The organism is Nocardia mexicana NBRC 108244, from assembly GCF_001613165.1.
Lineage (GTDB): Bacteria > Actinomycetota > Actinomycetes > Mycobacteriales > Mycobacteriaceae > Nocardia > Nocardia mexicana.
Map to the genome: position 1 here is coordinate 135,448 of NZ_BDBV01000003.1, position 24,191 is coordinate 159,638.

25 protein-coding genes are annotated in these 24,191 nt (G+C 66.8%); 12 read left to right on the forward strand and 13 right to left on the reverse strand.

Going from position 1 to position 24,191, the window contains the following annotated elements; all coding sequences use genetic code 11:
- The first annotated feature begins 64 nt into the window (after positions 1-64).
- From proP to NM1_RS02345, 3 genes are all read left to right on the forward strand, one after another.
- On the forward strand, positions 65-1,588 hold the full coding sequence (proP, locus tag NM1_RS02335; RefSeq protein ID WP_068013284.1) for a glycine betaine/L-proline transporter ProP: 1,524 nt from the start codon (positions 65-67) through the stop codon (positions 1,586-1,588).
- Between the two features lie 155 nt (positions 1,589-1,743).
- Positions 1,744-2,916 (forward strand): phosphotransferase, encoded by a 1,173-nt coding sequence (locus NM1_RS02340; protein ID WP_068013286.1) that lies wholly within the window; start codon positions 1,744-1,746, stop codon positions 2,914-2,916.
- Positions 2,917-3,094: 178 nt separating this feature from the next.
- Positions 3,095-4,279, forward strand: coding sequence for a cytochrome P450 family protein (locus tag NM1_RS02345; protein WP_068013288.1), 1,185 nt, complete (start codon positions 3,095-3,097; stop codon positions 4,277-4,279).
- A 125-nt stretch (positions 4,280-4,404) separates the two neighbouring features.
- Here NM1_RS02345 and NM1_RS02350 read toward each other — a convergent pair whose 3' ends face one another.
- Positions 4,405-4,995, reverse strand: a complete 591-nt coding sequence (locus NM1_RS02350; protein WP_068013290.1) for a TetR/AcrR family transcriptional regulator — start codon at positions 4,993-4,995, stop codon at positions 4,405-4,407.
- Positions 4,996-5,098: 103 nt separating this feature from the next.
- Between NM1_RS02350 and NM1_RS02355 the strand changes: the two genes are divergently transcribed.
- On the forward strand, positions 5,099-5,785 hold the full coding sequence (locus tag NM1_RS02355) for a nitroreductase (RefSeq protein ID WP_068013292.1): 687 nt from the start codon (positions 5,099-5,101) through the stop codon (positions 5,783-5,785).
- A 96-nt stretch (positions 5,786-5,881) separates the two neighbouring features.
- Positions 5,882-7,348: an FAD-dependent monooxygenase gene (locus NM1_RS02360; protein ID WP_084519078.1), complete on the forward strand. Its 1,467-nt coding sequence runs from the start codon at positions 5,882-5,884 to the stop codon at positions 7,346-7,348.
- A 13-nt stretch (positions 7,349-7,361) separates the two neighbouring features.
- Here NM1_RS02360 and NM1_RS02365 read toward each other — a convergent pair whose 3' ends face one another.
- Positions 7,362-8,300, reverse strand: a complete 939-nt coding sequence (locus NM1_RS02365; RefSeq protein WP_246010903.1) for an alpha/beta fold hydrolase — start codon at positions 8,298-8,300, stop codon at positions 7,362-7,364.
- 58 nt (positions 8,301-8,358) lie between these two features.
- On the opposite strand from NM1_RS02365, the gene NM1_RS02370 reads away from it, so the two are divergent.
- The gene (locus NM1_RS02370) at positions 8,359-8,985 is read left to right on the forward strand and encodes a winged helix-turn-helix transcriptional regulator (protein WP_068013300.1); all 627 of its coding nucleotides are present in this window, start codon (positions 8,359-8,361) and stop codon (positions 8,983-8,985) included.
- Between the two features lie 95 nt (positions 8,986-9,080).
- Here the strand turns inward: NM1_RS02370 and NM1_RS02375 are convergent, their stop codons facing one another.
- The 4 genes from NM1_RS02375 to NM1_RS02390 all read right to left on the reverse strand — a co-directional run bounded on the left by NM1_RS02375 (position 9,081) and on the right by NM1_RS02390 (position 13,793).
- Entirely contained in the window at positions 9,081-9,707 is a 627-nt protein-coding gene (locus NM1_RS02375; RefSeq protein WP_246010901.1) for a GIY-YIG nuclease family protein, read from the reverse strand.
- A gap of 470 nt (positions 9,708-10,177) precedes the next feature.
- Positions 10,178-10,780 carry a Fic family protein gene (locus tag NM1_RS02380; protein ID WP_068013302.1) on the reverse strand — a complete coding sequence of 201 codons (603 nt, stop codon included), beginning with the start codon at positions 10,778-10,780 and terminating at the stop codon, positions 10,178-10,180.
- Positions 10,781-11,119: 339 nt separating this feature from the next.
- The gene (gene ychF, locus NM1_RS02385; protein ID WP_068013305.1) at positions 11,120-12,199 is read right to left on the reverse strand and encodes a redox-regulated ATPase YchF; all 1,080 of its coding nucleotides are present in this window, start codon (positions 12,197-12,199) and stop codon (positions 11,120-11,122) included.
- 52 nt (positions 12,200-12,251) lie between these two features.
- Entirely contained in the window at positions 12,252-13,793 is a 1,542-nt protein-coding gene (locus tag NM1_RS02390) for a serine/threonine-protein kinase (RefSeq protein ID WP_068013307.1), read from the reverse strand.
- 190 nt (positions 13,794-13,983) lie between these two features.
- Between NM1_RS02390 and NM1_RS02395 the strand changes: the two genes are divergently transcribed.
- Complete coding sequence (locus NM1_RS02395; RefSeq protein ID WP_068013309.1) at positions 13,984-14,430, forward strand: PaaI family thioesterase; 447 nt, start codon at positions 13,984-13,986, stop codon at positions 14,428-14,430.
- A gap of 18 nt (positions 14,431-14,448) precedes the next feature.
- On the opposite strand, the gene NM1_RS02400 is transcribed toward NM1_RS02395, so the two are convergent.
- From NM1_RS02400 to NM1_RS41825, 3 genes are all read right to left on the reverse strand, one after another.
- On the reverse strand, positions 14,449-14,775 hold the full coding sequence (locus tag NM1_RS02400) for a hypothetical protein (RefSeq protein WP_068013311.1): 327 nt from the start codon (positions 14,773-14,775) through the stop codon (positions 14,449-14,451).
- A gap of 78 nt (positions 14,776-14,853) precedes the next feature.
- Complete coding sequence (locus NM1_RS02405; RefSeq protein ID WP_068013392.1) at positions 14,854-15,291, reverse strand: hypothetical protein; 438 nt, start codon at positions 15,289-15,291, stop codon at positions 14,854-14,856.
- A gap of 67 nt (positions 15,292-15,358) precedes the next feature.
- Positions 15,359-16,141, reverse strand: a complete 783-nt coding sequence (locus NM1_RS41825) for a hypothetical protein (RefSeq protein WP_147288914.1) — start codon at positions 16,139-16,141, stop codon at positions 15,359-15,361.
- 695 nt (positions 16,142-16,836) lie between these two features.
- Here NM1_RS41825 and NM1_RS02415 point away from each other — a divergent pair.
- The 4 genes from NM1_RS02415 to NM1_RS02430 are packed head-to-tail and all read left to right on the forward strand — an operon-like array spanning position 16,837 to position 18,906.
- Positions 16,837-17,229: a hypothetical protein gene (locus NM1_RS02415; protein ID WP_068013315.1), complete on the forward strand. Its 393-nt coding sequence runs from the start codon at positions 16,837-16,839 to the stop codon at positions 17,227-17,229.
- Complete coding sequence (locus tag NM1_RS02420) at positions 17,219-18,034, forward strand: DUF4388 domain-containing protein (RefSeq protein WP_068013317.1); 816 nt, start codon at positions 17,219-17,221, stop codon at positions 18,032-18,034. Before NM1_RS02415 ends, NM1_RS02420 begins: the two co-directional genes overlap by 11 nt.
- 47 nt (positions 18,035-18,081) lie before the next feature.
- Positions 18,082-18,522 carry a roadblock/LC7 domain-containing protein gene (locus NM1_RS02425; RefSeq protein WP_068013320.1) on the forward strand — a complete coding sequence of 147 codons (441 nt, stop codon included), beginning with the start codon at positions 18,082-18,084 and terminating at the stop codon, positions 18,520-18,522.
- 12 nt (positions 18,523-18,534) lie between these two features.
- Positions 18,535-18,906: a hypothetical protein gene (locus NM1_RS02430; protein ID WP_068013322.1), complete on the forward strand. Its 372-nt coding sequence runs from the start codon at positions 18,535-18,537 to the stop codon at positions 18,904-18,906.
- 61 nt (positions 18,907-18,967) lie between these two features.
- On the opposite strand, the gene NM1_RS02435 is transcribed toward NM1_RS02430, so the two are convergent.
- Positions 18,968-19,591: a TIGR03086 family metal-binding protein gene (locus NM1_RS02435; protein WP_068013325.1), complete on the reverse strand. Its 624-nt coding sequence runs from the start codon at positions 19,589-19,591 to the stop codon at positions 18,968-18,970.
- A gap of 102 nt (positions 19,592-19,693) precedes the next feature.
- On the opposite strand from NM1_RS02435, the gene NM1_RS02440 reads away from it, so the two are divergent.
- Positions 19,694-20,671, forward strand: coding sequence for a helix-turn-helix transcriptional regulator (locus NM1_RS02440; protein ID WP_068013327.1), 978 nt, complete (start codon positions 19,694-19,696; stop codon positions 20,669-20,671).
- Between the two features lie 4 nt (positions 20,672-20,675).
- On the opposite strand, the gene NM1_RS02445 is transcribed toward NM1_RS02440, so the two are convergent.
- From NM1_RS02445 to NM1_RS02455, 3 genes are all read right to left on the reverse strand, one after another.
- Positions 20,676-21,524 (reverse strand): carbohydrate ABC transporter permease, encoded by an 849-nt coding sequence (locus NM1_RS02445; RefSeq protein WP_068013329.1) that lies wholly within the window; start codon positions 21,522-21,524, stop codon positions 20,676-20,678.
- Positions 21,521-22,396, reverse strand: a complete 876-nt coding sequence (locus NM1_RS02450) for a carbohydrate ABC transporter permease (RefSeq protein WP_373864014.1) — start codon at positions 22,394-22,396, stop codon at positions 21,521-21,523. The genes NM1_RS02445 and NM1_RS02450 overlap by 4 nt, the downstream gene beginning before the upstream one ends.
- A 134-nt stretch (positions 22,397-22,530) precedes the next feature.
- The gene (locus tag NM1_RS02455; RefSeq protein ID WP_068013332.1) at positions 22,531-23,832 is read right to left on the reverse strand and encodes an ABC transporter substrate-binding protein; all 1,302 of its coding nucleotides are present in this window, start codon (positions 23,830-23,832) and stop codon (positions 22,531-22,533) included.
- Between the last annotated feature and the right edge of the window lie 359 nt (positions 23,833-24,191).

Below are 24,191 nucleotides of genomic sequence, written 5' to 3' on the forward strand. Positions count from 1 at the left end.
GCGCGCCTACGATTCTTCGTTGACAGCGGCAGAGCATGATCCGTCCAGAGTGGGGAGTGCGGCGATGGAACAGAGCAGCGGCCGCCGGTCGGCGCGCGACGTCTTGCAGGCCATGCCGGGCCATGTGCGGGCGGAGTTCACCCGGCGCATGCGCAAGCGCGGCCGTCCACTCGCGCTGAAGGACATCACCGTCGTCGACGCGGGGATGCTCAAGCGGGCCGTGGTCGCCGCCTCCGTCGGGAACTGCATGGAATGGTTCGACTTCGGCGTCTACAGCTATCTCGCGGTTGTCATCGGGAAGGTGTTCTTCCCGGACGTCGGCGCGGGAGTGCAGGTGCTGGCCTCGTTCACGACCTTCGCCGCGGCCTTCCTGGTGCGACCGCTCGGCGGACTGTACTTCGGCCCGCTCGGCGACCGGATCGGCCGCCAGAAGGTGCTGGCCACCACCATGCTCATGATGGCGGGCAGCACCTTCGCGATCGGCTTCATCCCCAGTTACGCCACGATCGGCGTATTCGCCCCGATCCTGCTGCTGGTCTGCCGGATGGTGCAGGGCTTCTCCACCGGCGGCGAATACGGCGGCGCCACCACCTTCGTCGCCGAGTACTCCCCCGACCGGCGGCGCGGTTTCCTCTGCAGCTGGCTCGACTTCGGCACCTTCACCGGCTATGCCGCCGGATCCGGGCTCGTCACCGTGCTCACCGCGACCCTCGGTGACCAGGCCCTGGAGTCCTGGGCCTGGCGCCTGCCCTTCCTGATCGCCGGGCCGATCGGCGCCATCGGCCTGTATATCCGGCTGAAACTGGAGGACAGCCCCGCCTACCAGGAACAACTCGACGCGCACGACCGGGACCTGGCCGAGCAGGAGTCCGGCAGCGGGCGACTGCACGAGATCGTGGAGATCCTCACCCGGCATTGGCGGGCGGTGCTGATGTGCATCGGCCTGGTGCTGCTCTACAACGTCACCAACTACATGGTGACGGCCTACCTGCCGACCTACATGACCGAATCACTGCACCGCTCCACCACGCACTCGGACATCCTGGTGCTCAGCGCGATGGCGCTGGTGGTCCTGCTGATCACCTTCGTGGGCCGGGCCAGCGATCGATTCGGCCGGCGCCCGGTCTTCCTGACCGCCGCGGTGGCCCAGATCGTCCTCGCCTACCCGTGCTTCATGCTGATCCGGCAGGACGGCTGGATACTGCCCCTGCTCGGCACGCTGGTCCTGGCCGCGCTCCTGGCCGGTTTCGCCGGACCCAGCGCCGCCACCCTGCCCGCCCTCTTCCCCACCGCCATCCGCTACGGCGCCATGGGCATCTCGTTCAACATCGCGGTCTCGGCCTTCGGCGGCACGACCCCCCTCGTCAACACCGCCCTGGTCGACGTCACGCACAACCTGATGATGCCCGCCTTCTACCTGATCGCCTCCGGCATAATCGGTTTCATAGCGGCCCTGTTCCTCCGCGAATCCTCCCTACTCCCCCTCCGCGGCTCCCAACCCATGGTCGGCACCAAGCAGGAGGCAGAGGATCTGGTGAACACCTCCGAACTGGCCCTGGCGGAGCTGCGGGCGGAGAGCAAACGGTAGGCGGCACAGGCTCATCAACTGGACCGCACCCTATTAACAGTGCCGCCACTGGTGGGGGCTCATCGGGTGGGGACACACCGCTACGATCGGCAGCACGGATAGTCGCTGTCGCACAAGGTGTTCCGTCCCCTCCCTTTGAATCGAGGCGTGGCTCCATGAACCACAAGCTCTGGTTGCTCGGTCGGCTCACCACGGTCGGCGGGCATGTCTTCCAGGAGAAGGTCACGCGACCGAGGGCGGTCGGCATCGCCGATATCCCCGCGTCCGGCGCTGCTGTCACAACTCAGTGGCTCACCGCAGTTCTGTGCCGAGAAGTGGCTGGTGCCGAGGTCCGCGCCTTCACCACCACCGATGGCGGCAGCGGGACTTCCACGCGAGTCGGCATCCATGTCGAATACAACGATGCCGGGCATCGGGCTGGATTGCCGGTCGACTTGTTCGCGAAGACGAGTACGTCTCTGCGGCAACGATTGCTGCTGGGTGGGACCGGGGTGATCGACGGAGAAACGCGGTTCTTCAAGGACTTTCGCCCACGTGTGGAGATGGAGGCACCGCGCGGTTACTGGGGTGCGGTCGACCCTCGGTCGTGGCGGTCGATTGCGCTCATGGAGGATGTTGTCGCCACCCGGGATGCTGTGTTCAGCGAGCCGATCGCGCCGGTCACCCGGGAGCAGATGGAGGGGCTGGTACGAAATCTCGCGCGTCTGCACGGCGGCTTCTGGGAGCATCCATCGGTCAGTGTTCTGCACACCCCGGCGGAGTTCCTGATTTCTCTGCTGTCCGCGATCGATATGAAGACACGCTGTGCTGTCGGTTTGAAACGGGCGGCAGACGTCGTCCCCGCGGCGCTGCATGGCGAGAACGATCGGCTGTGGGCCGGTGTCGAGCGCGCCCTCGAACTCGCCACACACGAGATGCCCCGCACCGTACTGCACGGCGATCCGCATATCGGGCAGACCTATCTGACCGGCGATGGGCAGATGGGTTTCGCTGACTGGCAGGTGGTGATGCAGGGCGGCTGGGCCCACGACTTCGCCTACACAGTGAACTCGGGTTGTGAGCCGGACGATCGGCGTGCCTGGGATCGTGACCTACTGCGGGCCTACCTCGATGAGCTCGAACGCTGCGGTGGCAGCCCGCTGTCGTTCGACGACGCCTGGCTCGCCTACCGTCAACAGTCGATGTTCGCCTATGCGGCATGGGCTTTCACGATCGGCCGCGCGATCTACCAACCCGAGATGCAGTCGGTACAAACCTGTCTCACGTTGCTGCGGCGGATTACCTCGGCCGTCGATGATCTCGCTTCGCTGGACGCTCTCGGCGTCTGATCTCGTCCGGCTGTAACTGGTTCGGCAATCCAGGTTGTGTCTTCCCATCGGTGGAATCGGGCCGGTGGGGTTCGACGCCGTACAGCTGGTAAACCACCCGCGATACCCACCGCACCCTGGAGTCTCCCTGTTGAGTGATTCTCAGTCTCTCTCGTATGCAACCGCCCACAGCGCGCCGATGGATTTCGACGGGCCGCGGGTTCCGATGTACACACCGGAATTCGCGGCCGACCCGCACACTGCCTATCACGAAATGCGAAGCCGCTACGGTAGTTTGGCGCCGGTGGAACTCTCACCCGGTGTGCCCGCCACCCTGGTGCTCGGGTACCGCACCGCGGTCCGGATCCTCAACGATCCGGAGCATTTCCCCGCCGATCCCCGCGCCTGGCAGCGCGGCATCCCCTCCGACTGCCCGGTTCTTCCGATGCTCGAATGGCGGCCTGTCGCCAGCCGCAGCACCGGTGCCGATTATCTGCGCTATCGGCCGGCCACCACCGAAAGTATCAATGCGGTGGACCTGTACGCGTTGCACGCGACGGTGGAGGCCATCGCTGCCCCGTTGATCGACGGCTTCTGCCGTGACGGCACCGCCGAACTGATCGAGCAGTACGTCTTCCCGCTGGTCTTCCAGGTCGTCAACACCCTGCTGGGCTGCCCACCCGAGATCGGCCAGCGACTCGCCATCGCGACCGCCGCGATCGTCGAGGCCGTCGATTCGGAAGAGGGCAACCGGATGCTCTACGCGGCGCTGATCGAACTCGTCACGCTCAAACGCGGCCAGCCGGGTAACGACATCACCTCACGGATATTGCGGCACCCGGCCGACCTCGATGATGCCGAGGCGGCCAACCATGTTGCTCAGATCTACGGGACCGGCATCGAATTCCTGTTGAACCTGATCGTCAACACCCTGCTGCTGATCATGTCCGACAGCCGCTTCGGCGACAGCGTCGTGGGCGGAACGCTGTCCACCCGCGATGCGCTGGACGAGGTGTTGTTCGACGACCCACCATTGGCGAATCTACTGATCACCTACCCGCGGCAGCCCGTGCTCGTCGACGACATCTGGCTTCCGGCTCACCAGCCGGTCGTCATCAGCATGGCCGCATGCAACAACGACCCCTCGATCCGGTCCGACGATTTGACCGGCAACCGTTCCCATCTGGCCTGGGGGGTCGGGCAACACAGTTGCCCCGCACGGATTCCCGCCTACATGATCGCCCAGGACGCCATCGATCAACTGCTCGATATGCTGCCCGAAATGCGATTGAACTTCACAACGGGCCGGCCGACCTGGCGGCCCGGACCATTCCACCGCGCGCTGACCGAGTTGCCCGTGACGTTCGTACCCGCCACAGGCTAGGACGTGGCGGGCGGCGTGTGCTGCCACACTGGTTGCTCGCGAAGGTCGCCTGCTGTCGAGAGGAGGAGGCCGATGTGTCCTGTGCGACAGTCTCAATCGGCTGCCCAGGAGTTGAGCAGTGCGGTTCAGTGAGGTGGGGTGGCTGCGTCGAGGAGGGCCGTGGCGGCGGCTCTGGCGGGGTGGGTGCTGGCGGTGTCGTTGAGGACCATCGAGCGGGTGGCGGCGCCGTCGGCGAGGATCGCGAGTTGTTCGCCCAGGAGTCGGGGGTGCGCGACTCCCAGGGTGCCCACCAGCTCGGTCAGGCGATCGACGAAACGACGCTTCTGCTCGGCCGCGTAGCGGTGGACGGGGCTGTGCGGGTCCGGGAATTCGGCGGCGGCGTCGACGAAGGGGCAGCCGCGGATCGGGCCGTCGCCGTGATCCGGGATCGTGAACAAGGCCAGGAGCCGTTCGCGAGGAGGCAGGTCCTCTCGCTCCAGCACGCCCTCCGTGGTGCGTCCAGATTCGAGCAGGTGCCGGAGGTAGCCGACGACGAGCTCGTCCTTGGTCGAAAAGTGCGTGTACAGAGTGCGTTTGGATACGGGAGCGGCGGCGGCGACCTGCTCCATCCCCGTCGCGGTGATCCCCTGCGACTCGAACAGCGCGGTGGCCGCCGCCAGGATGCGCTCACGACCGCCCCGGCCGCGGCGACGTCGGATCGTCTGCACCTCGCTCACGCCTAAAGCATACGGTCCCGTGTACTTAACAGGCTAACGCGTGCTAACCTCCCCATCATTATGTAAACGGCTCCGTATACATAAGAATTCAGGAGGAGAAGCCGTGACCAGCCCCCTCACCGCCGCGCCCGACTACGCCGAGCGACTGATCCGTTCCCGGCGAGCCGTGCGCGCCTTCCGGCCCGACCCGGTCCCGACCGACACGATGCGGGCGATCTTCTCGCTGGCGGGTGCGGCCCCCTCGAACTCCAACACCCAGCCGTGGACCGTCGAAGTGGTCAGCGGCGCGATGCGCGATCGGCTCGGCGACGCACTGGTGGCCGCCCACGCGCACAACCTCCTGTCCGTGGACTTCCCCTACCGAGACGAGCTCTACAGCGACGTGCATCAGCGGCGCCGCAGGGATTTCGGCGAAACCATCTACGCCGCACTGGGTATCGACCGCGGCGACCGTGCGGCACGCGATGCGCACAACGCGGAAAGCCTGCGGTTCTACGGCGCGCCCCACGTCGCGCTGCTGTGCGCCCCCGCCAACGCGGACGCACGGATGACCGCCGATCTGGGCATGTACGGCCAGACGCTGCTTCTGGCGATGACCGCCTACGGGGTAGCCAGCTGCCCCCAGGGCCTGCTCGGCTTCTACGGCAACACAATTCGCGAAACCTTGAATATCCGGGACAGCAAGGTGCTTTTCGGAATCTCCTTCGGCTACGCCCTCGAGAACGCGCCGGTCAACAACCTCACGATCACTCGCGCGGAACTCGACGAAACAACCAGATTCCACGAATGACCCCTGTCGCCATATATCGCTTGCGGCCGGGCCCGAGGGTCCCGCAAGATTGGCCGCCAATGCCAGGAACTGCGGAAATCAGCGAACGGGCGGTTCATGTTCGATGTGATCATTGCCGGGTGCGGGCCGACGGGTGCGATGCTCGCCGCCGAGTTGCGGCTACACGGTGTGCGGGTGCTCGTTCTGGAGAAGGAGACCGAGCCGCCGTCGCTCGTGCGCATAGTCAGTTTGCACATGCGCAGTCTCGAGCTGATAGCGATGCGCGGACTGCTGGATCGCATTCTCGAACACGGCAGGCAGCGCCCGGTCGGCGGTATTTTCGCGGGCATCCCCAAACCCGCCCCCGAGGGCCTCGATTCCACACACGCATACCTGCTGGGCATCCACCAGCCGGTCATCAACACATTGCTCGAGGACCATGCGATCGAACTGGGCGCGCAGGTCCGAAACGGTTGTGCCGTAGCCGGTTTCGAGCAGGACGACGAGGGAGTGACCGTCGGGCTGGCGGACGGTGAGCAGCTGCGAGCGCGCTACCTCGTCGGCTGCGACGGCGCGCACAGTACGGTGCGCAAACTGCTCGGCGTCGGCTTTCCCGGCGAACCCTCGCGAAACGACACGCTGATGGGTGAGCTGGAAGTGGGTGTGCCGCCGGAGGAGATAGCCGCCAAGGTGGCCGAAATCCACAAGACCGACCGGCGATTCAGTATCAGGCCCTTCGGACCGGGGGCCTACCAATTCATCGTCCCCGCCGCGGAAGTCGGTGATCGCGCGGAGCCACCCACCCTCGAGGATTTTCGAAAACAGTTGCGCGCCATCGCCGGAACCGATTTCGGCGTGCACTCCCCACGGGGGCTGTCCCGCTTCGGCGATGCCACCCGGCTGGTCGAGCGCTATCGGGTCGGCCGGGTGCTGCTGGCCGGGGACGCGGCGCACATCCACCCGCCCACCGGTGGTCAGGGCCTCAATCTGGGCGTTCAGGACGCAGCCAACCTCGGCTGGAAACTGGCCGCGCAGATCGACGGCTGGGCACCGGAATCATTGCTGGACACCTACCACACCGAACGCCATCCGGTCGCCGCCGACGTGCTGGACAACACCCGCGCCCAGATGGAACTGTCGTCCACCGGACCGGGCCCGCAGGCGGTCCGCAGACTGCTCACCGAACTGATGGACTTCGACGAGGTGAACCGGTACCTGATCGAGAAGATCGCCGCGATCGACATCCGTTACGACTTCGGCGAAGCCGAAAATGCAGGCGGAGCCGAACATGTGCTCAGCGGCGAAGGCGCGGACCTGCTCGGCCGCCGCCTGCGCGACATCGACCTGAAGCACGGCCGCCTCTACGACCAGTTACGTCGAGGCCGCGGCCTGGTCCTCGACCGCACCGACCGCCTCACCGTCGAGGGCTGGTCCGACCGGGTCGACCTCATCACCGATCCCACTGCGGCACTGGATGTTCCGGCCCTCCTGCTACGCCCCGACGGCCACGTCGCCTGGATCGGCGAACGCCAGCAGGACTTGAATCACCACCTTGCTCGCTGGTTCGGCAGCCCCATCGACTGAGAGCCGGTTGTGTCTACTTGTTCGCCTCGCCCGCCCGGCTCGCGTCACCGTGTGTCGCCGTCCACTCGCGCATCGCGGTGACGAATTCCTCGGGCGCGTCGGACTCCGCGTAGGTTCCGGCGCCCTCGATGATCACGGTCTCGTGGTTGGTGAAGGTCGCTTCCAGGCGCTCTCGCTCCCGGGGGCGGAAGGCGATGTCGGCGTCTCCCCACACGATCAGGGTCGGCAGGTGAGACAGATCGGCGAGGCCCGCCTCGACCTCGGCGAAGAAGTCTCGGCTGGCGAGGACCCGACCGGGAAATACCGCGGAGGCTATTCGCCGCTCGGGGGTGTCCATAGCCCGGCGGTAGTGGGACATCTCGGCGGCCGTCAGTTTCCGGCGTCGATGGCCCAGGGGGATGAACATGTTGACGACGAAGTTCAGCCGCCGGGCCAGGAAGCGCCCCGGGGGTCCACCGAAGATGCGTGAGAAGTACTCGAAGTGGAAGTCGCCGTTGACGGGCCAGGCCCACGTGTTGGCAAGCACCAGCCGATCGAAGACGCCCGGCAGCCGCTGCGCGGTAGCCAGGCCGATCAGCCCGCCCCAGTCCTGCCCGACCAGGGTGACCTTCTCGAGGCCGAGCGTCTCGGCGAACGCGGTGACCACGTCCGCGTGCTCCTCGGGGAAGTAGCGGTAGCCGGGCCGCGGCGTCGACAGGCCGAAGCCCGGATAGTCGAGGGCGATGCACCGGAAGTCGTCGCGTAGCGCACGGATCACGTCGCGCCACAGGAACGACCAGGTCGGGTTGCCGTGCAGGAACAGCAGCGTGGGACCCGACCCCTCGTCGATGTAATGCACTGTGTGCCCGTCGATTTCGATGAACCGGCTCTCGAACGGGAACAGCTCGTCGTCGACCCATGCGGGCCGCACACTCTCGGTGATCTCGGCCATGGCGGCCCCCTCCTGGCTCATTCCTACGATAGACTTGAGCCTTTCACGCACACTTGAGAAAATCAAGCACGAGGTAGAAATGCGTAGCTACGGCCAGTACTGCGGGCTCGCCCGATCACTCGAGGTCGTGGGCGATCGGTGGAACCTGCTCATCGTCCGCCAACTCCTCATCGCCCCCGCCCGTTACCGGGACCTGATCGACGGCCTCCCCGGCATCGCGACCAACCTGCTCGCCGACCGGCTCCGCGACCTCGAAGCCTCGGGCGTGATCGAGCGGCGACTGGCCGGTGCGGGCAGCGTCGTCGAGTACGCGCTCACTCCGTGGGGCGCCGAGCTGCGCGAGCCGATCGAGAGCCTGATCCGATGGTCCACCCCACTGATGGTCCGCGGCCCCGACGGCGATTCCTTCCGCCCCGAGTGGCTCGCCCTCGCCGTCCCCGCCCTCCTCGACGCCCGAGTCGAGACCCGCCCCACGGCAATGATCGGCCTCGAGATCGGCGGCCCACCCCTCCAACTCCGCGCGACGCCTTCGGGTTTCGACGTCACCCCACACGACGACCGCCCCCTCGACGCCACCCTCCGCGCCGACCCCGCCTACATCCTCGGCCTCGCCGCCGGCGCCCTCCCCCTCACCGAAGCCCGCACCCACGGCCTGATCGAAATCGAGGGCGACGAATCCATCGTCCACACAGTCTTCGCCGCCTGACAGCGCATGCCCGGCGCTCAGAAATCGACTGCCCCCAACTGAATACCGGATGGGGCTTGGCAGCAAGGCACAACCCGCATCCGCGACTTCGGCCGCTACGGCCAGCGGCCGCCTACTCCCGGATTGGCCAGCACCGGCAGACCGGTCGCACGCATCCTCGCTGCCGACCACCTGGCTGCCGTGAGAAATGCGTGAAACCCGTTCCACGCGTTGCCCTGCAGATTCAAAGGTACATCGAGCGTCGCGATCAGCTCATCCTCGAGAACCCAGGGCGACGTGTCGGTTATCCATGAAACCAGCGCATTTTCGTGCATCCATTGCGACAACAGACGCTCTCCCCGGCCGAAATGCAGTCGCTTGCCCGAGCCGAACAACCGGAGTTCGATCCCAAGCTCATCCGACAGCAGACACCCGAGTGTCAACCGCAGAGTCGAACCGGCGGCATTACCCGTGTAATGCGTCCTGATCCTCGATCTAATGGTCTGCCGACTCGGCGCCTTCCCGTTCGACGGCGGCTTCGACGGCCCGATTCCGATGTAGAGCAGCGTAAGACCGTCCTTCGTAGCGCAGCACCCAGCATCGATCTCAGCTGGGAGTCTCCGAAACCACCAGCCATAGACGCCACGCTCCGCCGGGACAGGAGATGGCTTAGCAAGCACCTCGGCGCGGGAATACGGCCGAGCCGCCAGATAGTCCGCCAGCCGCGACGAGTCAGTTGCCACGCAACAAATCGTGACACGACCAGCCGCGCAATGCGCCCAGCGCGGCCACCAGCACTCCGGCGGATGGCGAGGTGCGCGCTCAACATCCGTGGCGATAGTCCTCGTTCTCCACTCGACGGATTCAAGGGCAACACCCTCATCGTTGCCGGGCACGGCCGAGAAGCCCGCGAAACACTCGAACAGGTCATCGCAGATCTCCCCCGAGGAGTCGATCAAACAGCGAACCATCTACCTCGCCGACCTCGCCGCCGCGGTCAGCAATGGACCGAATCAAGACGGTTCGCCAGACGCTCCGCCAGTGGGATTGGCTGCCAGCCATCCGAAACCTCGACGACCGACCTACGACTGGCACACCACCGTCAACTCACTCGTCGGCTTGCCGAACCATTCTCCGCCGCAGCAATTTCCGACGCTTCGAGAATCCGACCGGACCCGCACGACTCCGGCTGGCCGAGCCTCGCATCCGCGGATTAGACCGCGCCGAACCTATACGCTTCCCAGAATTCCTTCATCGGGAACAATGAACTGTCGATATCGTACGCGTTGAGTGCAGCCAGGTAGGCCCGGAAAGCATCTGTGTCTTTCTCGACGTAAAGGGGCACTACAGGCAGGTCGAGGCGTTGTATCATCTCCGCCAACAGCAGCCGCACGGCTCGACCATTGAAATCCTTGAATGGATGAATGTGCAGGAACTCGGCTTCGATGTATGCGAGCGCCTCAATCTGGAAGTCAAGGTTATCATTCGCATACTGAAGCCGGGCTTGTGCATGGTCGACCATTTCCAACATGCGCCGTTGTACGTGAAAATGTTCAGGCGGGTAATGACTTCCAACGCGTACAGCACAGGACCGCCACTCGCCTGCGATGTCGGGAATCACTTCCTGCAATATTCTTCGGTGAAATCCACGTATCAGCTCGACGTCGAAGCGCAGATCACTGAACTCGCCCCTCGCGATCCCGTCCATCGTGACCCGAAGCGGTTCTGCGATCAGATCGGAAATCTCGGCGTACGTCTTCGCGCCGAATGGTGTATCGAAGGTACGAGTCAGGCTGACATCTTCAACGGGCTCCACCGATCAGGTCCTCGCTCGTCGTGTAGGCGGTTCAGACGTCCTTCGACTGGCGCCGACACGCCCGTTCGATCCAATCGGCGGAAACCGGCTCATCTTCCATGGCCATGCTGCCCACAACCTGGTCGACGACAGCCGCTCGACGAAGGCGGACCTTCTCCGACCTCGGGAGAGCACGCCACGCGGCAACCTTCCTCGCTACCTCTGTACCCATGACGACACACCTCCCTTCCTGGATCTATCCGCCAAGGATACGGCTACACGCCATCGATCACCAAGATCCGTACGGACCTCGAGGCGACAACATCGCGGTGCAATGTCGTTGTATTGGAGTCTGGGAAGCTACACATTAAATCTGAACTCGACCACGTCGCCGTCGTGCATGACGTAGTCCTTGCCTTCCATGCGGACCTTGCCTGCGGCCTTGGCCGACGCCATGGAACCGGCCTCGACCAGGTCGTCGTAGGCGACGATTTCGGCCTTGATGAAACCGCGTTCGAAGTCGGTGTGGATGACGCCGGCGGCCTTGGGGGCCGTGTCGCCCTGGTGGATGGTCCAGGCTCGGGCTTCCTTCGGGCCTGCGGTGAGGTAGGTCTGCAGGCCCAGGGTGTGGAAGCCCGCGCGGGCCAGGGCGTGCAGGCCGGGTTCGGCCTGGCCGATGGATTCCAGGAGTTCGACGGCCGACTCCTCGTCCAGCTCGAGCAGTTCCGCCTCCACCTTGGCGTCGAGGAATACCGAATCCGCCGGGGCCACAGCGGCTTTCAGCTCGGCGACGCGGGCCTCGTCGGTCAGGATCGACTCGTCGGCGTTGAAGACGTACAGGAACGGCTTGATCGTCAGCAGCGAGAGCTCTCGCAGATGATCGGTGTCGAGCTTGTCGCGGACCGAGAACAGGGTCCTACCCTCGTTGAGGATGTCCTGGGCGGCCTTCGCCGCCTCGAAGAACGGCTTGCGGTCCTTCTTGACCTTGGCTTCCTTCTCCAGGCGCGGGACGGCCTTCTCCAGGGTCTGCAGGTCGGCGAGGATCAGCTCGGTCTCGATCACCTCGATATCGGCGAGCGGGTCGACCCGGCCGTCGACGTGCACCACATCGTCGTCGGCGAAGACGCGGACCACCTGGCAGATGGCGTCGGCCTCACGGATGTTGGCCAGGAACTTGTTACCCAGGCCCGCACCCTCGGAGGCGCCCTTCACGATGCCCGCGATATCGACGAACGACACGGTGGCGGGCAGGATGCGCGCGGATCCGAAGATCTCGGCGAGCTTGTCCAGCCGCGGGTCGGGCAGCGGCACCACTCCGACGTTCGGCTCGATCGTGGCGAACGGGTAGTTCGCCGCCAGCACGTCGTTCTTGGTCAGCGCATTGAACAGCGTCGACTTTCCGACGTTGGGCAGGCCGACGATACCGAGGGTGAGACTCACGAGTAGTGCAGTCTACGCGCCGGGCGCGGAGCGATGCCGACGTGGCCACCGTTCAGTCCAGGGTTGTCGTCTTCCACCAGGCGACGACGTCCTGGCGTTCGGTCGACGACTTCGGGCGGGAATACATCAGGAAGGCGGCGCGGTCGTCGGTGTCCAGGAAGACCGTGACGATCGCCTCGCCCCAGTACGATTTGACGCGGTAGTTGGTGTAGGAGCGGCCGTGGTTGCTCTCGACGAAACGCTTGCCCGAGTCCAGCAGCGCGACGACCGCGCGCACGTCGGCCGACGATTTGTAGGCGTAGAACCGGAACGCCGGGTCCTTGTAGTCGCCGCCGCTCTCACACTCCCACTGGGCGGTCCACTTGCCGAAGTTCAGGCCGTCGTCATCATCCGGCGGCCGCGCCGCGGGCTCGAAACTCTCACACCGCGCCGCGCTGAAACCCTCCTTGCGCTTGGTGTCGACGGGGACCATCTTCGGGAACGCCCGCCAGATCGCCTCGTGATCACCGGCCGACGTCTGCTCACCCTTGCCGAAGACGTCGTTGACGTAGAGGAATCCCGCGACCGCGAGGACGACAACCACTGCGGCAGCACCGATTCCGGCGAAGAGCCGCCGCCGCGAGCGCGCCGGTGCAGCGGGCGGTGCGGATGCGGCGGCAGCCTGGGGCCGCGCGCCGACGGTGGGATCGCCCGCGAACGGATGCCGAGTCGTGCCGCCGGGCGTGTTCAGCGGCGCCGTCACCGTCGTCTCCGGCTCGCGGCGCTCGACCAGTGCCCGCCGCGCCGCGGCCGCGAAGTCCGCGCAGGTGCCGAACCGGTCCTGCGGTCGCTTGGCCATCGCCCGGGCCAGCACCCGATCCACCGCCGGCGGCAGATCGGGCCGTATCGCGCTCAGGCTGGGCGGCGTGTCGTACAGGTGCCCCTGCATCACCACCGCGGGATGGTCCGCCTCGAACGGACCCGAACCGGTGAGCAGCCGAAACAGGGTGCAGGCCAGGGAATACTGGTCCGCCCGGGGATCGAGCGGCTCCCCGGACAACTGCTCCGGCGATGCGTACGCGAGGGTCGCGGTGAAGGTTCCGGTGCGGGTCAGGTGCCCGGCGTCATCGCGCAGACGCGCGATCCCGAAGTCGGTCAGCAGGACTCGCTCGGGGCGCCCGTTCGCCGACTGTTCCAGCAGGATGTTCGCCGGCTTGACGTCACGGTGCAGCACGCCCCGGCCGTGCGCGTGATCCAGCGCCTCGGCCACCTCGGCGACGATCCGCACCGCCCGCTCCGGTGGCATCTCCTGTCCGGGAACCGAGGCCGCGTCACGACCCTCCACGTACTGCATGGAGATCCACAGCTGCGCACCCACCGCGCCGCGGTCGTAGATCGCCACGATATTCGGATGGTCCAGGCGCGCGAAGAGATCGGCCTCCCGATCGAATCGGGCCCGGCTCTCGGCATCCGAGAACAGCTCGCGATTCAGCACTTTCAGCGCCGTCCGGCGGGGCAGCCGAGGGTGCTTCGCCAGGAACACCGAACCCATTCCACCGCGCCCGAGCTCGCGCTCGATCACATAGTCGGCGAAGATCTCACCGCTACGAAGCATTTTCCACTCCCCGCACTAACCCGGTATTGCTTGCGAACGGCGACCCGGGGATCGCGTCCGTAGCGGACAACATAGCCGCAATCGCCGATTCGCCCGAGTTGCCGGGACCCGACCGAGGTCACGCCGGTGTTCGTACTCCCGTACCGAAACGTTCACGGGACGACCAGGTGAGCGAATTAGGCTGCGTGCCGTGCCGACGGAAACCGAAGCCGACTACCGCGCGCGTGTCGATGCCGCGCTCCGGGTCGAGTTGCAGCGGGCGCTGGGCGCCGAATTGATCGATACCGCCGATCCCGCCGCCGGGGTGCGGTTCCCGGTGCGCGGCCTGGCGGCGACTCCGGCGGGCACCCTGCACGCCGGGGCGCTCAACGCGATCGCCGAACTCGCCGGATATCTCGCGGTGGCACCGACACTGGGCCCGGGCGAGCACGCCGTCACGCACGCCATCGCCACGCAGGTGATCCGGGCGGCCCCGCGCGACGCCTGGGTGCATGTGTGCAGTGCGTTGTCGAAACGGGGCCGCACCCTGGCCTTCGTAACCGCGACGGCGACGCTGGACGCACCCGGATCCACCGTTATCGGCACGAGTCAGATCACCAAATCCATCGTCGCCGACCGGACCGACGGCGCCGGCTGAGCGATCCGGCCTGCGCGGCTACGCATTCCGGTGTTCCACACCCGCACGCACATAGATGTCGTGGTCCTCGACGGTCACCACGTCGGCCACGCGGATCAGCTCCTCGGGCACCACGCCACCATCGAAATGTCCTGTGCTCGGGGTGAATACCGCGGCGGCGGCCGATCCGACCACCACCTTGCACAGGCGGTGCACGCTGTCATCCGTATACGGGCCGAACACCACGATTTTCGCGAGGTCGTACCCGAATAATGCTGCGAGACTGCGGATCTGCTCTTCGTCCCACCGCTGCCTGATACGAGATACGTCGCGGCGCAGATACCCGATCGCTCGCGGGCGCCCCATGTGTGCACTTCTCCGTCATGGTCGTGCCGACGCAAGTGCGAGCGGCCCCGGGGGCAGCCCGCACTCGCGCTCGACTCCTCACAGTCGTCCGATATCCCGCACGACTCGTCTGGCCTGGGCCATCAGCATTCCGACGTTCACCGACTTGCGGCAGACGACCACCACCACGACATCGTCGCGACCCTCGGTGCGCAGGAACAGATGGGTCAGGTTCTCGCTGTTGACCAGGATCTCCTGGAAGTAGTGCGCGTCGCTGCGGACGCCCCGGCGCTCCTTCCAGATCTCCTCGATCATCACGACATTGCGCCCCTGGAACAGCTCCAGGGTCGCCGCCGCGAGCAGGTCCAGGACCTCGGCGGGATGGTTGTCCACGGTCTGCACCGCCAGCAGCATGCCGGTGGACATATCGATGGCTCCGGACGCTACACATTCCGGTACCTCGCCCCGCAACATCTTGACCAGCAAGCCGATCCGATCCGTCATATTGCCGGGACCCTTATTACTCGGTGCGTTCATCGCATCCTTTCTGCCGTCCGCCGATCCGGCGGTCTTGTGGTTGACATTCACTGCGCGCCAAGGGAACTCATCGGCCGCGGGGCGGATACAGCTCGTTGATGCCGCTGGCGCCGCGATGCCGGCGCGGTAGCGCCGACCTGGGCAGGGAGCTCGGCACGAGCGCGGCGGCGAGGCCGTTCGAGCCGGGCGGCACCACCAGCGCCCGCTCGGCCAGCAATCGGGAGACCTCGACGGTGACGGGATACAGGCCCCGCCCCAGGGCGAACGCGATGTCGCGGCAGCGGTGCCGCCCGTCCACCTGGAGCAGGATCTCCCGCCGCTGCCCGGCCGTGCAGTCCCGCAGCAGAGATTCGCCACGTTCCGTGCGCGCCAAGCGGTTCCGGTGCGGCGACACCCTGCTGTTGGCCAGTGCGCGCAGCCTGCGCTCGGTTTCCGCGGTCAGCCGGTCCGCCTCCACGCCGCAGAGCTGCGGCGCCGGGGCGGCACGGTCGAGATTCGTCGAATCCAAGTCGATCTCGGTCGTCCAGAAGCAGCCGTCGATCCAGCCGGAGGCGATGGCGAACGCCGCGTCCAGCGCCGCCATCACCTCCAGCGCCCGCCGCTCCGCCGCTCCGGGCACCTTTCGTCCGGGACGTGCCAGCAATTCGGCCAGGCCGGGCGCCCCCACGGTGCTGACCGTGAGAACTCGCCCGTGCACGACCCGCAGCCGGCCGCCCGGGTCGCCGGAGACGTGCAGATCTCCCGTTCGCCCGACCGCGGTCGCCTTCGTCAGCTCCCGCGCCACTTGCTGAGCCGCTTGTCGGCCGAGCGCCGGCAGCCGCGCCGAGCCAGCGGAAGGACCGGTCGTCATGGTTCGAACTCCGCGGATGGAGAAGTAGACGGAACATCGGATACTCACTGACGGTGTGCAGAATGATCCCGGAACAACGGGTATTGGATCGCAGCGAAAACTCTCCCTGCCGGAGTTGTCTCCGACAGGGATACACCCGAAGATTTAACCTCCGGTCACCGGATCGGTAATTTGCCGGACAGCAACCGGAGGTTGAGTAATAGCCGATTCGGCCCACAGGACGGTGGCACGAGATGTTCCCTGAAATAGTTGTTAGGCGATCGATTTCACCCCGACCGCGACGATCATCGAACCCGATCGCCGACTGAGGACATCCTGTCAGGACGAAACTTTTAGAGCAACCTGATCCGCAAAATTCCCGCGACGGTCGCTCGCACGTCCCCCGCTCGATTCGCGCAGGCCCTGATAGGAGGCCCGCAGTCCGCCAACCGGCCTTCCCCACCAGCACTGCTACAGGTCAAGACGGATTAACCGGACACCCTCGGCAATTCCGAACCGTTCGGTCGAGTTCCATCTCACCCGCAATCGCACAACCGTCCGCCGGCCGCGCAACCCAGGCAGAGAAACCAACCGATTGCTTTCTATACTCCGAACAATAAAAGATAGCTGACAATTATCTAACGTTTTGCTGTACAACATTCGACCGCGCTGTGTAGCGTCTGGATTCCAAACCAGAACGAGTAAACGGTGGCGCGGTGATCGGTATTGAGGGCTACCTGGAGCGAATCATCGATATTCCCGGTGCGCGAAGTGTGGCGCTGGTGGACGGCGCGAGCGGATTGGCCGTCGCGGCGGCCGGTCGGCACCATCTGCTGGACGTGCACGAGCGCGCCGCGGCCACCACCGACGTGGTCCGCGCGGTGCTCGGCTGCCCGGCGCTGGCGACCGGCGGCGACGGCGACGACATCACCGAGATCGTCGTCTGCGGCCCCCGCGGATATCACCTGCTGAACCTGGTGAGCGGCGACTTCGAGGGCAGGCTGTTCGTCCACGTCCTGTTCGACGGTGACACCGGGAATCTGGCGATGGCCCGATTCCGGCTCCGGGACATCCTGGCCGAGTTGGTGGGCGACGGTCATGAGTGTTGAACTCGCGGACGTGCTCCGGCAGCTGGAGCGGGAGAAGCGAACCGGCGTGCTGCGGGTCGGCGACGGCGCGTTCCACCTCTCCGACGGTGCGGTGACGGCCGCCGCCTGCGATCGCACCACCGGGTTGGAACGGCTCGTCGTGGAAACCGATGTAGCGTCCGCCGAGGACTGGCGCAGAGCCGAATCCGGCGATCCCACAACGCTTCTGAACCATCCCCGGCTGACGGTGCTGGCACTGCTGGCGGTGTTCGACGCCACGTACTTCCTGCTGGCACTGCCCACGGTCGCCAAATTCCGGCCCACTCCGCCGCACTGGCTCGCCCCGGTCTGCCGCATCACGCCGGGTGCGCTCGTCCACGAGGTCGAGCGGCGCGGTGACCCGAGTGCCGGGCCGTGGCCGGCCGCATGGGTGGATCGCCACCCCATCGTTCCGGTGCGCCACGTCCGCCGGCGGCGGGTGGTGCTCACGGCGGGCCAGACCGAGGTGCTGTCCGCCGCGGACACCCGCCGGCACATCACCGGAATCGCCCACGACCTCGGCCGCACCACCTACGGCTGCCTGACCGCGGTGCGCGAGCTGACCGCATCCGGGCTGATCGAACCGCCGGTCATCGTCCCCGGGCCGGTGAACGGGCAGGCGGTGCGGGACGACCCCGCGACGCCGGGGCCCGCGACGCCGGGACCCGGGCCACCACTTCGGCGCCGGGTGCCGTCGACCGCACCGGTCGCCGCCGGGGACCGCTGGGAGCCGGTCGACCGGGACGTACTCCTCCGGCTGCGAACGGCTTTGGAGGAACTCGCGTGACCGTGCGGGAAGACCGCTCGGCACTCCGATGGGAAGGGTGACCAGGAATGGGGATGACCGGAGCGGGGACGTTCGGATACGAACCGAACCCGGCGGTGCTGACCGAACTGCGCGGTCTGCGCGACCGCATCCCGCAGCTCACCGGAACGCTGGTGGCATCCGGCGACGGGCTGCTCATCGCGCACGCCCTGCCCCCGAATATCGAGCCCACCGGAATGGCCGCGCTGGCCGCCTCGCTGCTGGCGCTGTCCTACCGCATGGGCACCACCGCGCACGGCGGCGGATTCCGCGAGGTCGTGGTGCACGGGACGGCCGGATATGTGGTGGTCTACGCCGCCAGCTGGACCGCCCTGACGGTACTGGCGGGCCCGGAGGTGAACGTGGGGCGACTCCATCTGGAGTCACGACCTGTCGCGGGCGCCATCGCCGACCATCTGGCGGCAGCAACGAAAGACCTCAGAAATAACGAGGCACCGAACACCGATTGAAAGGGAACGAACATGTCCACCATGGATCTTGCGCTGAAGGACATGATGACGATCGACGGCGCGGTCGGCGCCGCGATCGTCGACTTCAACAGCGGTATGGCACTCGGCATGCTCGGCAGCTCCAAGGCCCTGGATCTGCAGGTCGCGGCCGCCGGCAATACCGAGGTGGTGCGCGCCAAGATGCGCACCATCGACCAGCTCGAGCTGAACGAGGAGATCGAGGACATCCTCATCTCGCTGTCCAGCCAGTACCACATCATCCGACCGATGACCGGCCGCAAGGCCAAGGGGCTGTTCCTCTACATCGCGCTCGACAGGGCCCGTGCCAACCTCGCGATGGCCAGGCATCGGCTCAAGGGCATCGAAGAACACCTGGAGGTCTGAGCTCTCGCCCGAGAACCACCTTTGCGGGCGGAAGGATGTCCGCCCGCAGAGCCTCGCGGCCCTACCCGCGCGGCGCCCGGCCCAGATAGCGCAGCAGCCGATCGAGGGCGGTGTCGCCGGATTCCGGGGCGACGACCGCGGCGTAGGCACCCCACTGGCGCAGAGGTTCGATCAAACCCGTTGCGGCCGTGAGCAAGTGGCCCGCCATCTCGTCATCGAGCGGCGACGGCTGCCCGGTGGCCATCGCGATGTCCCAGGCGTGGACGGCGGCGTCGAGGGCGCACATGACGGCGGCGACCGGGGTGGGCAGTTCGCCGTGCGGCAGTGGGGTGGGCACGATCTCGGTGTCGTCGGCGACGGTCGCCCACGCCGCGGCGGTCTCTTCGATTGCGACGGAGACCAATTCGGCGGCGGTGCCGTCGAGGGCGCCGGAAGGAGCGAACGGATCGTAATCCGGGCCGGTGCCGATGCCGAGGAATTTCGCGTAGGCGCGCTGGTCGCCGGCGGCGTGCTGGATCACCTGCGTCACGGTCCAGTCCGCGCACGGCGTGGGCAGCTCCCACTGGCCCGCGCCGATCCCGGCGACCACATCGGTCAGCGCCCGGTGCGAGGCCGCGAGCACGTCCCGCCAGACCGGGGCGAGTGCGGTGGCCGGGGCGGAGGAGGTCTGCGGGGAGGTGTTCATCGTTCGTGCCTTTCAATCGTTCTCGATGGCGTTGAACTCAGACTATGGGCGTATTAGGCTGCTTTTCTTCCTAATTACGACTCGGATCGGAAAGAGCCGACTGTGACCTCCACCACAACGCGCACATTGCGTTTGCTGTCGCTGCTGCAGAGCCGCACGCACACCGGCCGCGAGCTGGCCGAGCGGCTCGGCGTCACCGATCGCACGCTGCGCCAGGACATCGCGCGCCTGCGCGAACTCGGCTATCCGGTGCACGCCGCGCGCGGGTCGATCGGTGGTTACCGGCTGGGGCAGGGCGCGACGATGCCGCCGCTGTTGCTCGACGACGACGAGGCGGTCGCCGTCGCCGTCGCGGTCGGGCTGGCGGAGGACGGCTCGACGGGTATCGCCGATATCGACGAGAGCGTGCGCCGGGCCCTCGCCAAGCTCGAACGCATCCTGCCGAAACGCCTGCAGCAGAAGGTGACCGCGCTGCGCAGCAGCACCGAGATCGGCCCGGCGGTCACCGGATCGCGCGAACCGGACGCACCGGTGCCGGCGCAGACGCTCGCGACCATCGCCGGAGGTATTCGCGGCGGCCGGGTACTGCGCACCGACGCCGGCCGAGTCGAGCCCTATCGTCTCGTCAACTGGCAGCGGCGCTGGTACCTGGTCGCCTACGGCCTCGAAACCCATTCCTGGCGGGCGCTTCCGGTCGCGGGCCTGCGAGAGATCGAGCCGACCGGCCACCAGTTCGCCGCCCGGGCGCTGCCCGACGACAACCTGGTCTCCTTCGTCCTGCGCGAAATCGCCACGGCCGGTTGGAAAGTGCACGCACGGGTGACCGTGCTCGCCCCCGCCGACGTCGTCATCGCGCGGATCAATCCCACCGTCGGCGTGGTCGAACCCGTCGACGACCGGTCGTGTCACCTGTTCACCGGCGCGGACGCGTTGGAGACGATCGCCATCTATCTGAGCATGCTGATGATGGACTTCCGGGTCGAGGATCCACCCGAGCTCGTCGAGCACATCCGGACCCTGGGCCGCCGGTACACGGAGGCCGTCGGGCCCTGGGATCCGCCACGGCAGCAGCAGGATTGAGCGTTCACCGACCGCCCAGCCCCGATTGCGCGACCCCGCGCACGAACGACTTCTGCGCGAAGGCGTAGACGATCAGCAGCGGGGTCAGCACGGTGACGGCGGCGGCCATGAGCAGCGGCCACTGGGTGTGGTACTGCCCCTGCAGCCGGACCAGACCCAGTGTGACGGTGGCGATCTCGTTGCGCTGGATCATCACCAGCGGCCACAGGAAGTCGTTCCAGACGGTGATCCAGGTGAGTACGGCCAGCACCATGACGGCGGGCCGGGCGTGCGGAAGCAGCACCCGCCAGTAGACCTGCCAGGTGCTGCACCCGTCGAGGATGGCCGCCTCCTCCAACTCCGCGGGGAGGGTGCGGAAGAACTGCCGCATCAGGTAGGTGCCGAAGGCGGAGCCGAACAGGCCGGGGACGATCATCGCCCACGGGGTGTCCACCCAGCCGAAGGTGCGCATGAGGATGAACTGCGGGATCACCGTCACCGTCAGCGGCACCATCAGCGTCGTCAGATAGGCGAGGAACAGCACCTCGCGGCCGGGAAAACGCAAGCGCGCGAACGCGTATCCGGCCAGCGAGCAGAAGAACACCTGCCCGGCGGTGATGCACCCGGCGTAGACGGCGGTGTTCAGCAGCATCCGCCCGAGCGGCAGCAGGCCGAACACCTCGCCGTAGTTCGACCAGTGCGGGTCGGACGGAATCGGGTTCGGATCGCTCACCGTCCCCTCGGCCTTCAGCGAGGCCCCGAGTGCCCACAGGATCGGGCCCACCGCACACCAGGCGATCGCGATCAGCGCCGCGTAGATCAGTACCCCGCGCACCGTTCGCCGCAGGATCCTCCGCTGCCCGTGCGCACTCACGCCTCCTCCGGATCCCGGCGCGACAGCCACAGCTGGATCAGGGTGAGCACCAGCAGCAGCGCGAACAGCACCCAGGCCAGCGCCGCGGCGTAGCCGATCTCGTAGAACCGGAAGGCGTTCTGGAACAGCATGATTCCCAACACGTAGGTACCGGTCTCCGGGCCGCCGTTGCCGTCGGTGAGCGCGTAGGCCTGATCGAATGCCTGCACCGAGTTGATGATCGTGATGACGAAGACGAACGACAGCGCGCCCCGGATGAGCGGCACGGTGATCGACCGGAACCGCCGCCACGGCCCCGCCCCGTCGATCTTCGCTGCCTCGTAGAGGTTTTCGGGGACGCCCTGCATGGCGGCGAGCAGGATGACCGCGGCGAACGGCACGCTCTTCCACACCGTGACGACGCTCAGCGCGAGCAGCGCCCAGTTCGGATCGCTCAGCCACGGAATCGGCGGCACCCCGGCCCAGCCGAGCATCAGGTTCACCAGCCCGTCGTCGGTGGTGAAGAGGAATCGCCAGACCACGGCCATCGCGACGGTCGAGGCGACCAGCGGCAGGAAGGCCAGGGTGCGAAACAGCCCTATCCCCCGCAGCTTCCGATTCAACGCGGCGGCCACGGCGAGGCTGATCACCACCGTCGGCACCAGCGCCAGCACCGTGAACACGGCCGTATTGCGCAGAGCGATATAGAAGAGCGGATCGTCGAGCAGCTGCCGGTAGTTGCCCAATCCCGCAAACCGCATCGGCCCGAACAGATCCCACGAATGAAAGCTGAGATACAGCGAGAAGCCCAGGGGGAACAGCAGAAAAACCACGACAGCAGCGAGATTCGGTGCGATGAAGCCTATTCCGGCCCGCATCCGGCGGCGCTCCAGCCCTGACCGCCGCCGCTTTCGGGCAGTCGCGGGGCCGGAGGACGCGGCGGCCCGCCATGACCCGGGCGTCAGCTCCGCCGCGCCGGCGGGCCGACGGATGGTGCCGGTGGCGGCACCTCCCCGATCGCTCCCGTTCATGTCCGCGCCCGCAGCAATGCATCGATGTCGGCGGCCGTCCCCGCCAGCGAGTCGGCGGTATCCGCTCCGCGCAGCACCCGATTGCAGCTGCGGGACAGCAGGGACTCGACCTTGCTCCAGGCGGGAGTGATCGCGAACTGACGGGAATGCTCGGGCCCGTCGATGAACACGTCGAGGTTGCGGATATCGCGATGGGCCGCGGCGAAACCGGGTGAGCGCAGGGCCGAATGCAGGACCGGCACGAACAGTCCGGATTCGGCGATGATCTCCTGCCCCACCGGCCCGGTCGCGAACTTCACGAATTCCCAGGCCTGTTCGCGGCGCGGGCTGGCGGCCGCGATGCCGAGCCCGGTGCAGCCGACGTCGGTGATCGCGCCCGGGCCACCGTGCGGGCCGACCGGCAGCACGGTGACATCGAAATCGAGTTCGTCCTCCTCGGCGAACTCCGAGTACAGCCAGTGCCCGCCCAGCAGCATGGCCGCCCGGCCCCCGGCGAACAGATCGTAGGCCGAAACCGATTGCCGGTCAGCGATATCCGGCGCTACCCGATGCCGCAGCGCGAGATCGGCGTAGAACTGCACACCGTCCGCGAACCGCGGATCACCGATATTCGTCCGTGCCGGCGCCATCGGCGGGGTGAACCATTCGGCGCCGTTGTTCATCCCGAAACAGGCCGCCGAATAATAGGGCACCCAGCCGTCCACGAAACCCCACTGCCGCGCACGCCCGTCACGGCGGGTCAGTTCCTGTGCGGCAGCGAGAAATTCGGCGTAGGACCAGGCGTCGCGCCAGGTCCCCGGCGGGCGAATCCCGGCCTGCTCGAACAGTTTCCGGTTGTAATAGAGGAACACCCCGGACCACTGCTCGGGCAGCGCGTACTGCCCGCCGCCGTAGGTGAATGTGTCGTACAGCGGCCGATGACTGTCGCCGTGCAGGTTCCGCGCATACTCCGGCTCCCGGTTCAGCAGCGTGTCGAGATCCAGCAGTACGCCGCGCTCGGCCAGACCCGCGTACAGCAACTCCCAGGACATCAGCACGTCCGGGCATTTGCCGCCCGCGCAATAGGTCAGCATCTGCTGCAGCGGATCCGGGCCCGACATGATGGTCCGGATCCGGATATCGGGCCGGCGCCGGTGGAATTCGTCGATGATGCGCAGCCGGGCCCGCGCCTCCTCGGGCCGTGCCTGGAAGAAGAAGGTCACCGCGTCGTCGTCGGCCGTCCCGCACGCCGCCGCGGCACCCGCCGCCAGCGGCAGCGCCAATGCCGACCGGAGCACGGAGCGACGCGTCGGTGCCACGGACCTCCCTCCGACTCGCTACGCTCCGCAAACAATCGCTGACCAGCACCGGAGCATACGGATATCCATGCCGCGCGCCCGGATGACACGCGCACCCGACCCCGGACTGTCGAAGGCCTGCGGGCGGTTCGCCCACGGCAATCCCAACTGGCGAGAAATGACCCGCAATATGTGGGATCGGCGTGGCAGCATACAGTCGGATACGACACCGCGACCGGCACCACCCCAGCCGCGCCGAACCGTCTCTGCCGGGCCCGTGAACAGCGGACTTCCGGCAGCCCGCCCGACAGGCCGACCACCTGCCGAGGAATATATGTTCAGACTTTCTTAAGTCGCGTTCACGCACGCCTCGGTTCGGC